Genomic DNA, 11,666 nt, shown 5'->3' with positions numbered 1-11,666 from the left:
TTAAGCTTTGTTGAGGACGACACTCACGTCTGATCTATGACGGACGCCCGCGACGGCACGGCTGGCGAGTGTTCTCCAGCCCCAACCACATAGATGATTCTGTTTATTTCTGGCACTTGCCATGTGGAAGTGCTAGCGACCATTCTGGCACTCAGCCCCCGCGACTGCAAGGTTCAACACGAACGGGCGGTGCATAAGCACCGCCCACTAGATCGCATCGCCCGTTAAACCGAACCACTCATCAACACGAAACCTTTATCGCGTTTAAGACGCAGCCTTCTTCGCTGTCCACTTGTAGGCCGCAGCAATACCGCCAACAAAGAGAATGACGCCAACGAACTTGGCTGCCGTCCCGCCTTCGAAAATCTCCAGCGGGGACTCGCCGGCCGAGGCCGCGATGATACCCGCGTTGACCACGCCGAAGAGGGACTCTCCCACGATGAGGCCAGTAGCCAGCAGCGTACCCATGCGCTTGACAAAATCCGGCTTGGACTGGCGGGCTGCCCAACGATTGTAGAAGTAACCCAGGAAAGCACCGATCGGCACCACAACGGTGATGGCTGCCGGCAGGTACATGCCCATGCCCACGGCCAGCGGCGACAGAGAGTACTTGTCGGTGAAGTAGCGCAGGCACTCGTCCACGATGATGATGACGGCACCAATTGCCGCGCCCAGACCGATGAGATCCCACGGCAGGGAGTTATCGAAAATACCGGAGGCCACCGAGGACATCAGTGCGGCCTGCGGTGCAGCCAGTGCATCCTCGCCAGCGCCCTCCATGCCCTGGAAGCCGAAGCCGGTGAGCATGACCTGGAGAATCGGCGGAATCACCAAGGAACCGAAGAGAACACCAATGATGAGCGCTACCTGCTGCTTCCATGGCGTTGCCCCAACCAGCTGACCAGTTTTGAGGTCCTGCAGGTTGTCATTGGAAATGGTCGCAATGCCGAAGACAATGGCCGCGGTAAACAGCGTGTAGGCCACAAGCGAGAGCGGCTCCGCATCCGTACCGCGGGTCACGGCGGCAATCAGCAGCGCCGCGGCGATGACCGCGATGATGCCAATAGAGGAAATCGGCGAGTTAGAGGCACCAATCAGGCCAGCCATGTAGCCGCACACCGACGCGATAACGAGGCCCACCAGCAAGGTGAAGAGCACGGAGACCGTAATGAGCACGCCCATGTGATCGTGAATATCGGTACCGCGCACGAAGTTCCACAGCAAAAGTCCAATCGGAATCATCAGGACCAAGATGGTGCCAATGACATAGGGCGCTGGAATATCGCGCTCCTCCACTGCCACTTGCTGGCCATCCTTGCGGTTGCGGGAGGAGGCGAAGGACTCAGCCATGCCCTTGACAATCGGGCCCGTAATCTTAACCAGCGTCCACACGGCCGCGATGGCCATGGTGCCCACGCCGATGAAGCGGATCCTATCGGAGAAGACCGTATCGACGGTCTCCATGATGGCGGCCGGATCTCCCAGACCCTCACCACCGGTGAGGATGGGCAGCAGGATGAGGTAGGAAATAACCACGCCGACGAGCATGGCGATACCGACGGCCAGGCCCACGAGGTGGCCCACGCCGACCAGCGCCAGCGAGAGGGAGGTGCCTAGCGTCGTCGCACCTGAGCCGAATTTGAAGTAGGTGGCCACCTCAGAGGCAGCCGCCTTCATTGCTGCCAGTAAAGCCATAAACGCGGAGAGGATACCGCCAAAGACAATGACGCGCAGGCCCTTCGCGTTTTCCTCGTGGACGGCTTCGCCGTCCTCACCGGAGCTATCGCCCACCTTGAGGACCTCGGCCGCGGCCACACCCTCCGGGTAGGGCAGGTCCGAGCCCGTCACCAGCGCGCGGCGGAGCGGGATGGAGTACATCACGCCGAGCACACCACCGATGGCGCACACCGCGGCGGTATCGATGAAGGAAAAGCCCTGCCAGTAGCCCACCATCACCAGGCCTGGGAGCACGAAGATGATGGCGGACAAGGTACCGGCTGCCGACGCGATGGTCTGCACAATGTTGTTCTCTTTGACGTTGTGCCCGGCAAAGCGGCGCAGCACCGCCATGGAAATCACGGCGGCAGGAATGGACGTGGCAAATGTCAGGCCTACTTTAAGGCCGAGATACACGTTGGCGGCAGTAAAGATCAGAGTGATAAGTCCACCGATAATAATGCCGCGCAGCGTGAGCTCGCGGAGCGTGGACTGGGAACCTTCGGCGGTCGTCGTCGCCATGTCAGGTCCTTTCTAAGGAATAGTTACTAGAACCCGGGATATATTACTCCCTACTTGTCGATAGACCGATTCGGGGATACGAGTAGGTTGGAGGGCATGACCAAGATTTCTGAGTTTGTCAGCAACGACCGAGATACCATTTTCCAGCAGCTCAAGGAGCTCGTCTCCTTCAATTCCGTCCACAACGAGCCGGGTCTAGAGGAGCAGACCGCGAAGGCAGCGGAGTGGGTTCACGCCGCGCTTGTCGACGTCGGCTTCACCCCCGAAGCCATCACCACCGCTGATGGTTCCACGGCGATCGTCGCCAAGCGCCCCGGCAAGGAAGGCGCGAAGACGGTGCTGCTCTACTCGCACTATGATGTCGTGCCCGCCGGCAACCCGGAGGCCTGGGGCTCCGATCCCTTCACGCTGACCGAGCGCGATGGCCGCTGGTACGGCCGCGGCGCCGCGGACTGCAAGGGCAACGTCGCTATGCACCTAGCGGCCCTGCGCGCACTCGACGCTCACGGTGGAACCGACCTCAACCTCACCGTGCTTATTGAGGGTTCTGAGGAACGCGGCGGCGAGGGCCTGTCCGCACTCATCGAAGAGCGCCCGGAGCTCTTTGCTGCCGACGCCATCCTCATCGCCGACGCCGGCAACGCCAAGGTGGGTGTGCCGACGCTGACGACCTCCCTGCGCGGTGGCTCGCAGATCAACGTCAAGGTCTCCACCCTCCACTCGGCTGTGCACTCCGGCCAGTTCGGCGGCGCGGCTCCCGACGCTGTCAAGGCGCTCATGCGCGCGCTGGATTCCCTGACGGATGAGTATGGCCGCACGACTATCGACGGCGTCGATTGCGAGGGCACCTGGCCGCTGGCCGAGGGCCAGGACACCGCTTACAGCGAGGAGAACTTCCGCGCCGACGCGCAGATGCTTGAGGGCACCGAGGTCATGGGCGCGAAGGACCCGGCCGGTGCCACCGCCATCGCGGATATGATTTGGGCCCGCCCGGCGATTACCGTCACCGGCTTTACCTCCACCCCGGTGGCCGAGGCCGTCAACGCCGTGCCCGCTACCGCTGAGGCCAATATCAACCTGCGCACCCCCGCCACCATGGATCCCCGCGCCACCGCGGAGGCCGTGGCCGAGCACCTGAAGAAGCACGTCCCGTGGGGCGCACACATCGAGGTCACCATCCTGGAGGCCAACCTGGGATTCGAAACCGATCCGGCAAAGCCCGCCGTGGCTCTGCTCGGCGAGTGCCTCGGCGAGGCTTTCGGGGCCGAGACCATCACCCAGGGCATGGGCGGATCCATCCCGCTGACCGTGGAGCTGCAGGAGAAGCACCCGAATGCCGAGATCGCGCTCTTTGGCGTCGAGGAGCCGCAGTGCACCATCCACTCCGCCAATGAGTCGGTCGACCCGAGCGAAATTGAAAAGATCGCCATCGCTGAAGCACTCTTCCTCCAGCGCTTCGCCTAGGCACCAGCCCAACGCCCAGCCACAAGATCCGCCGGGCGTTGGTCTCCCTTCTCCTGAGCTAGGCGGTTGGCGAGGTGGCGGAACGCCAACAGGAGACGCATATATAACTGTATGAAACGAAAATGTGAAAACTGGGATTTCAGACTGTATCGTGAGCATTAGTGAACGCCCGCCAGCGCGGTGGGTTTAACCCAGTCCCCCGACAAGGAAAGGACGCCACCGCAACCTCGTGCTCACTCTCTTTTGCGCCTTGGTCGTAGCATCCATCGCCGCTCCATTCCTCATTTTCTACCTTGGCCGCCGCGCCTTCGGGCTCTTGGCAATCGCCCCTGCGGTCGGCTTCTTCTGGGTACTCCAGCAGCTCACTACTGGCACGCTACGCAACGGCAACCAGCTGGCTTATGACCTCAACTGGATGCCAGCCGCGCACCTCAATATCAGCTTCCGCATGGACGCGCTTTCCGCGTTATTCAGCCTCATCATCTTGGGAGTAGGCGCGCTGGTCTTGCTTTATTGCTGGGGCTATTTCGACCATCCTCGGCGCCGCCTTGCCCTCTTCGGTGGCCAGATGGTGGGCTTTGCCACGGCCATGTATGGCCTGGTCATTTCCGATAATTTCCTGCTGCTCTACGTCTTCTGGGAAATCACCTCCCTGCTGTCTTTTCTCTTGGTGAGCTATTACGGCGAGCGCGCCTCGTCGCGTCGATCAGCGCAGCAGGCGCTCATGGTGACCGTTCTAGGCGGCCTCGCCATGCTGGTCGGTATCACCCTCCTCGGCCGCCAGACCGGCGCGTGGTCTTTCAGCGGTATCGCCGCCACCGAAGACCTCGCCAACACCCCCTACCTCACCGTGGCGATCGTGCTGATTCTCTGCGGTGCGCTCTCCAAGTCCGCCATCGCCCCGGCCCACTTCTGGCTGCCCGGCGCCATGGCCGCGCCGACCCCAGTCTCGGCTTACCTGCACTCCGCAGCGATGGTGAAGGCCGGTATCTACCTCGTCGCGCGCCTTGCTCCCTCGGTGCATGACATTCCTACCTGGCACCTCGTGGTCATCCCCCTGGGCGCCTTCACCATGCTGCTCGGCGGCTGGATGGCGCTCAAGCAGCGTGACCTGAAGCTGGTTTTGGCTTATGGCACCGTCTCACAGCTGGGTTTTATCACCGCCATCATCGCCATCGGATCCCGCGAGGCCATGCAGGCAGGACTGGCGCTAACGTTCGCGCATTCCCTCTTCAAGGCTGCGCTCTTCATGATCGTCGGTGCTATCGACCATTCGACGGGAACGAGGGACATCGACAAGCTTGCGGGCCTGGGCAGGAAGAGCCCCGCGCTGTATGTCCTAGCTATCCTCCCCGCGATGTCCATGGCGGGCATTCCACCGCTGCTGGGCTTCGTGTCCAAGGAAGCCACGCTGGAAGCCATCATGGGCGAGGAGCTGCTCGTCGGCATGCCGCGCAACATGCTACTCGTTGCCGTCGTCGTCGGCTCCGCGCTGACGATGGCCTATGCCCTGCGCTTCTTGTGGGGCGCGTTCTCCTCCAAGGGGCAGGAAGAGCCTTCGGAGGCAGTGGCACACATGCACCACATCGGCCCCTTCCTGTGGATCCCGCCGACGGTGCTGACCTTGCTCACCATCTTCTTTGGCCTGCGGCCGCTGCCGCTATCCCACGGCATCACGCAGCACCTGGACAACACTTTTGGGACGGAGCAGGCTTCCGAACTAGCCCTATGGCATGGCTTCACCATCGCGCTGCTGCTTTCCGTGGTCATTGTCGCCGCCGGTTTCCTCCTGCACTGGCAGCGCCAGGCGCTCACGAAGGCCCAGTTCACCTACCCGGCCCTGGGCTCGGCAGATGATTCCTACGACGCCGTGATCAACGCCCTACGCCAGCTTTCCCTGCGCATCACCGCCTCCACCCAGCGCGGTTCGCTGCAGTTCAACCTCACGGTCATTTTCGCTACGCTCATGGTGCTGCCCATCGTCATGCTCATCAACGGTGATATCACCAACGTGCACATGATCGTGGCTGAGAACCCTTGGCAGGCCATCGCTGCGGTGATCATCATCATCGCTGCTGTCGCAGCCACCGTGCTGGATAACCGCCTCTCGGGCGTCATCCTCGTCGGCGTGACCGGCTACGCCTTGTCTTTCATCTTCGCGCTACAGGGCGCACCGGACCTGGCGCTAACGCAGCTCCTTGTGGAGACCATCATCATGGTGCTCTTCATGCTGGTACTGCGCCGTATGCCGGCCAATACCGAGTGGAAGCAGGAGCCCAAAACCGGTCGCTTGCGCGCCTGGCTGGCAGTCGGCGTGGGCCTGGCCGTCACCGTGATCGGTATGTTCGCTATCAACGCCCGGCGCGAGGAACCCATCTCGCAGTACATGCCGGAGTTGGCCAAGGAGATTGGCCACGGCGCCAACACGGTCAACGTCCTGCTCGTGGACCTGCGTGCGTGGGATACCTTTGGCGAGATCACGGTGCTCGTCATTGCCGCAACGGGCATTGCCTCGTTGATTTTCCGCACGCAAAGCTTTACCCGTGCCTCCCGCCGCCCGACCTTGCAGGTCACCGGGCGCCGCTGGCTGGCTGCAGGCGTGGAATCGGAGAAGGCGCTCAACCGTTCGCTCATGGTGGACGTGAGCACCCGTATTCTCTTCCCCTCGATGATGGTGCTGTCCCTGTACTTCTTCTTCGGCGGCCACAACGCCCCCGGCGGCGGTTTTGCTGGCGGCCTCGTGGCAGCCTTGGCGCTGATTCTGCGCTACCTGGCGGGCGGCCGCGAGGAGCTCGAGGAGGCGCTGCCACTCGACGGCGGCCGCACCATGGCGGTAGGCCTGCTGTTCTCCCTCAGCGCCGTCATCACCCCGATGCTCCTGGGCTATCCACCACTGACCTCTGGGTACACGAAGATCGGCGTACCGCTCATCGGTGATGTTTCCTTGCCGTCGGCGCTCATTTTCGACGCCGGTGTCTACCTCATCGTCGTCGGTCTCACGCTCTATGTCTTGTCTTCCTTGGGTGCCAAGCTCGATGAGGAAGAAGAGATGCGTAAGCAGCGCGCCCGCGACCGCGCCCGTTCCCTGTCACGCCGGGCGAAAGAGAAAGAAACCACTGCCACCGCAGAGAAAGGACACGCCTAATGGATGCCAACCTCATGCTCCTGCTCGCTGCGGGCGTGCTCTGCGGCGCCGGGGTGTACTTATTGCTAGACCGCGCCATGACCAAGATGCTGCTCGGCATCTTGCTGCTGGGCAATGGCGCGAACCTCTTCATGCTCATGGCTGGCGGCAAGGCGGGCTCACCGCCAATCGACGGCCGGACCTCCTTGCCCTATGGCGAGGACATCGCCGATCCACTGGCCCAGGCGATGATCCTCACGGCCATCGTCATTTCGATGGCGCTGACCGGCTTCATCCTCACCTTGGCCTACCGCCAATATCGCTACCGCACCGCGGACGTGATTGAGGATGACACCGAGGACGCCGCCATCGCCGCGATTGCCTCACGTCCGGGCAACGCCTCGGCTGCCCCCGACCATGACGCCTCCAATGACCCGACCACCGGCCGCAACACCAAGGAAGGCGATAAATTTGGCCCCGAATTCTTCGAGGCTCCCGTGAAGGAGGCCACCGATGAGTGAGACCATCTCACCCCTGGTGGATCTGCTGCTGCCCTATATCAGCTACCTGATCCCCCTGCCGATCATCATCCCGGCCTTGGCTGCCGCGCTAGCGATGCTTTGTGCACGCAATGCCAATGCGCAGCGCCGCATCGCTTTCTTCTCCCTGCTCACGCTCGCCACCGTGAATGCCGCTCTGATTTTCATCGCGGATACCACCGGCATTCAAACCCTGCAGGTGGGCGGCTGGGACGCCCCAGTGGGCATCACGCTGGTGGCGGACCGTTTGTCCACGGTCATGCTCTTTACCTCCTCCGTCGTCCTGTTCTCCGTCATGTGGTACGCCATTTCACAGGGCGTGCGCGACGGCACTAAGGACGAGCCGGTGGCGACCTTCCTGCCCACCTACATGTTGCTAACCATGGGCGTGAACGTGTCCTTCCTGGCCGGTGACTTGTTCAACCTCTACGTGGGCTTCGAAATCTTCCTCGTGGCCTCCTATGTGCTGCTGACCCTCGGCGCCTCGCCCGCACGCGTGCGGGCCGGCGTGGGCTACGTCATGGTCTCCATGGCCTCCTCGCTCATCTTCGTACTGGCCTTGGCTTATATCTACGCCACGGTGGGCACGATGAACATGGCCCAGATTGGCATCCGGATGGAGGATATCCCGGCGGGCACCCGCTCCGCAGTGTTCGCCGTGCTGCTCATTGCCTTTGGCATTAAGGCGGCCGTCTTCCCGTTGGATGCCTGGCTGCCGGACTCCTACCCCACCGCACCGTCCCTCGTCACCGCGGTCTTCGCGGGCCTGCTCACCAAGGTTGGTGTCTACGCCATCATTCGCGCGCGTACCTCAATCTTCACCGATGGAGGGCTGGATGGCCTGCTCATGTGGGTCGCATTGGCCACGATGCTCGTGGGTATTTTGGGTGCTATCGCCCAATCGGATATCAAGCGATTGCTGTCCTTCACGCTGGTCAGCCATATCGGCTATATGATCTTCGGCGTTGCCCTCGGAACCGCGCAAGGTTTGTCGGGCGCCATTTTCTACGCCGTGCACCACATTCTGGTCCAGACCGCGCTCTTCTTGGTGGTAGGCCTCATCGAACGCCAGGCCGGCACTTCTTCGCTGCGGCGCTTGGGCTCGCTGATTTATACCGCGCCGCTCATCGCCATCTTGTACTTCATCCCAGCCATGAACCTGGGTGGCATCCCGCCCTTTTCCGGCTTCCTGGGCAAAATCATGCTGCTCCAAGCTGGCGCGAACGAGGGCTCGTGGATGTCCTGGGTCCTCATCGGCGGTGCGGTGGTCACCTCCCTGCTCACCTTGTATGTCATGGTGCTCGTCTGGGCCAAGGGCTTCCTGCGTGACCGCGGCGACGCCCCCGAGGGCAACCTCGCCATGGTGCGTCCTTCCCCGCTGGGCGAGGTCACCGAATACGTCGAACTGGCAGATCGCGATGATGTCGGCCGCGTGCCCTTCGGCATGCTGGCCTCCACGTCCCTACTCGTCATCGCCTCGGTGTCGATGTCCTTCCTGGCAGGCCCCATCTCCGGTGTCACCACCCGCGCGGCCATCTCGGCGCAGGATGATTCCATCTACCGTTATGCCGTGCTGGGTGATTCCGCCGAGGCCCCGACGCGCCACCTAGACCCCGCCGAGCGCTACGAGGAGGGCGCGGATTCCCGCAAGAACCGGAGCGAGCCCATCCCGGATCCGGAGCCGGTGGCGCCGACAACGAGGACGTCGCCAAGCGCCACGCCCGCTCTGCCCACCACCGTGCGCAAGGATGAAAAGGAGGTATCGCGATGAGATTTGCCGGGATTAAGCACCGCTTCCGGCCCTGGTTCATGGTGTGGATCATCGTCATGTGGTGCATGCTCATGGGCGAAGTCACCGTGGCGAACCTGGCAGGCGGGCTGCTTGCCAGCCTGTTCATCGTCTTCGCGCTACCGCTGCCGGCCATGCCCGTGGCAGGAATTTCGGTGAGCTGGGGCAAGCTTTTCATCTTCATGGCGCAGTGGTTTGTGGAGCTAATGGAAGCTTCCCTCAAGGTTGGCTGGCTGGCGGTGCGCCCGCAGGAAGTGCCGAAGACCGCAATTGTGAAGTTGCCGATGCGCGTGGAGAACGAGTTCGTTCTCGCGCTGGCGGTGAGCTTGTATAACCTGCAGCCGGGCGGCACGGTGTCCGATATCGATATTGCCAACCGCATGCTCACCATCCATCTCCTCAACGCTGACTCTGAGGAACACTTGGAGCGGGAGATCGCGGCGGTGCGCAAGCTGGAAGCCGATATGATTGCCATCTTCGAAAGGAGCCACCCCTGATGGATACTGACGTGTATAACATCCTGCTCACCGTGGCCGCGGGCTTCCTCGTGGTGGCCTTCCTCATCACCACGTGGCGCATCGTTATCGGCCCCAACTCGCTCGACCGGCTCATCGCCATGGACGGGCTCGTGGCCATGTTCCAATGCGCCCTGGCCACCTATATCTGTTGGACCTTGGACACCACAGTCTCCAACGCGATGCTGGTCGTGGCGCTCCTCGGATTCATTTCGACGGTCTCCGTTACTCGCTTCAGGAAGAGGGATTCATGAGTTACGCACTGATTGCCGATGTCCTCTCCATCATCCTCATCCTCGTCGGCTCGATACTCATTCTGGCGGCCGCGATTGGAGTGGCACGGTTTGGGGACACGATGGCGCGCGTGCATGCCATCGCTAAACCACAGACCACGGGGCTCATCTTCACCATTCTGGGCGCCATCATCAAGGTGACGGGTTCGGAAAGCTTCAGCGTGGCTGAGCGCGGCGACTTGGGCATCCTGGTGCTGCTTGTCCTTTTCGCCATGATCACCAGCCCGGTGACCGCACAAAGAACCACGCGTATCGCTCGCCGCGAGGGCCTGTACGGCACGCCGGATTCGATGCTGCGCAACGAGGCCCCCGCCGCGCGTTCCCTGCGCCGAAAGTAAGGACACGGGCCCCTTCTCCCAGGAAAAGAGGGAGCATTAATATAGGCTGCTAAAGGCAATAATAGGTGCTCATTCGAGGAGAGTCGACGTGAAAAAGCTGCAAGGCGTACCAACGATATGCGCTGTCCTCGCACTGGGCATCGCTGTGATGGTGTACAAGTTCAGCCAATACGATGGACCCCACTCCTTCACCTACATCCTCCCCTTCGACCTCTCCATCTACCGCATGGCGGGCGAGGACCTCAACACGGGCGGCCTGCTTTACGACGCCCCCTATATCTTCCAATTCCCCTTCACCTACCCGCCGTTCGCGGGCCTGCTGTTCAAGGTTTTGCCCTTCTTCAGCAAGGGTGCGCTGACCATTATCTGGCCCTCGCTCATGTTCCTAGCGGTGCTGGCGATCGTCGTCATGATCTTCCGCGAGCGGGGCGTGAAGATGACCCCGGCCGCGGTACTCGTCGCCGTGCTGCTTACCGCGCTCACCCCGGCGAATGAGGCGATGCACGGGTCGCTGTACTACGGGCAGGTCAACGTCTTCTTGATGCTGCTCGTGGCCTTGGATTTCCTGCCGCTTAAGCACCGCCTGCCGGGCGTGGGAATTGGACTGGCCGCGGGCATCAAGCTGACCCCGGCCTATATGGGGCTGGCCTTGCTTTTTGAGAAGCGCTGGTGGGCCGCCGCGGGGGCGGTCATCACCTTCTTGGTGACCGTGGTGCTCGGCTTCCTCTTCGTACCCGATGCGATGGATTTCTGGACCGATGCCATGTTCAATTCTTCCCGCGTGGGCGAGCATGCCAACCCCGGAGCAAAGTCGCTGCGCTCGCTTATGTTCCGCGAGCTCGGCATCGATGGCGGCATCTGGTGGCTGTTGGCGGTCATCGTGGTCTTCGCGCTTACCTGCCTGGCGCTGCGCACCGCATACCTGCGCGGCAACCGTACCGCGGCCTTCGCGCTAACTGGCCTGAGCACCTGCTTGGTCTCCCCCTTCTCGTGGTACCACCACTTCGTGTGGACCATCCCCTTCGTGGTCATGGTCTTCGTATCAGTCAACCAGGCGCTAACTGCTCGGCTATCCGGGAAGTTCGGCGAGCAGCTCGCCGGTCTTGCCTCCGTGGCGGCCCTGTTCGTGGTGTCACTGCCCTTCATGTCGGTCCCGGTGTGGTTCACCATGTCCACGGCCAACCTCGACGCGATCGAATCCTTCCAGCCGTGGGCGACCTCGCTGTGGACGCTGTCTTGCATCGTCTTTATCGCCGTCTACGCCGTGTGGGGCTTCGTCGCGCCGCGCAAGCGCGTGGCGGAGAAGAGCTAGGGGCGGTTCGCCAGGTCTTGACAAGGTACGTTTTCGTAAATAGTGGCTCGAAAA

9 protein-coding genes are annotated in these 11,666 nt (G+C 62.1%); 8 read left to right on the top strand and 1 reads right to left on the bottom strand.

Features of this window, described 5'->3' with window-relative positions; genetic code table 11:
* Nucleotides 1-264: 264 nt before the first annotated feature.
* Complete coding sequence (locus HMPREF2781_RS09100) at nucleotides 265-2,238, bottom strand: OPT family oligopeptide transporter (protein ID WP_070645525.1); 1,974 nt, start codon at nucleotides 2,236-2,238, stop codon at nucleotides 265-267.
* 96 nt (nucleotides 2,239-2,334) lie between these two features.
* On the opposite strand from HMPREF2781_RS09100, the gene HMPREF2781_RS09095 reads away from it, so the two are divergent.
* The 8 genes from HMPREF2781_RS09095 (at nucleotide 2,335) to HMPREF2781_RS09060 (ending at nucleotide 11,612) form a co-directional block, all read left to right on the top strand.
* Complete coding sequence (locus HMPREF2781_RS09095; protein WP_070645523.1) at nucleotides 2,335-3,702, top strand: dipeptidase; 1,368 nt, start codon at nucleotides 2,335-2,337, stop codon at nucleotides 3,700-3,702.
* Nucleotides 3,703-3,931: 229 nt separating this feature from the next.
* Complete coding sequence (locus HMPREF2781_RS09090) at nucleotides 3,932-6,847, top strand: Na+/H+ antiporter subunit A (protein WP_070445826.1); 2,916 nt, start codon at nucleotides 3,932-3,934, stop codon at nucleotides 6,845-6,847.
* Complete coding sequence (locus HMPREF2781_RS09085; RefSeq protein WP_070445823.1) at nucleotides 6,847-7,347, top strand: Na(+)/H(+) antiporter subunit C; 501 nt, start codon at nucleotides 6,847-6,849, stop codon at nucleotides 7,345-7,347. Before HMPREF2781_RS09090 ends, HMPREF2781_RS09085 begins: the two co-directional genes overlap by 1 nt.
* Nucleotides 7,340-9,136: a Na+/H+ antiporter subunit D gene (locus HMPREF2781_RS09080; RefSeq protein ID WP_070645521.1), complete on the top strand. Its 1,797-nt coding sequence runs from the start codon at nucleotides 7,340-7,342 to the stop codon at nucleotides 9,134-9,136. Before HMPREF2781_RS09085 ends, HMPREF2781_RS09080 begins: the two co-directional genes overlap by 8 nt.
* Complete coding sequence (locus HMPREF2781_RS09075) at nucleotides 9,133-9,651, top strand: Na+/H+ antiporter subunit E (RefSeq protein WP_070445817.1); 519 nt, start codon at nucleotides 9,133-9,135, stop codon at nucleotides 9,649-9,651. Before HMPREF2781_RS09080 ends, HMPREF2781_RS09075 begins: the two co-directional genes overlap by 4 nt.
* Nucleotides 9,651-9,923 (top strand): monovalent cation/H+ antiporter complex subunit F, encoded by a 273-nt coding sequence (locus HMPREF2781_RS09070; protein ID WP_010188770.1) that lies wholly within the window; start codon nucleotides 9,651-9,653, stop codon nucleotides 9,921-9,923. Before HMPREF2781_RS09075 ends, HMPREF2781_RS09070 begins: the two co-directional genes overlap by 1 nt.
* Nucleotides 9,920-10,300, top strand: a complete 381-nt coding sequence (locus HMPREF2781_RS09065; protein ID WP_070445814.1) for a monovalent cation/H(+) antiporter subunit G — start codon at nucleotides 9,920-9,922, stop codon at nucleotides 10,298-10,300. The genes HMPREF2781_RS09070 and HMPREF2781_RS09065 overlap by 4 nt, the downstream gene beginning before the upstream one ends.
* Nucleotides 10,301-10,388: 88 nt before the next feature.
* Nucleotides 10,389-11,612, top strand: a complete 1,224-nt coding sequence (locus tag HMPREF2781_RS09060; RefSeq protein ID WP_070645519.1) for a glycosyltransferase 87 family protein — start codon at nucleotides 10,389-10,391, stop codon at nucleotides 11,610-11,612.
* The last annotated feature ends 54 nt before the right edge of the window (nucleotides 11,613-11,666 follow it).

Origin of the sequence: Corynebacterium sp. HMSC062A03 (assembly GCF_001811145.1) — a bacterium.
Classification (GTDB): Bacteria; Actinomycetota; Actinomycetes; order Mycobacteriales; family Mycobacteriaceae; genus Corynebacterium; species Corynebacterium aurimucosum.
The sequence above is the reverse complement of the archived record's forward strand: the minus strand, read 5'-3'. Positions and strand labels throughout refer to the sequence as shown.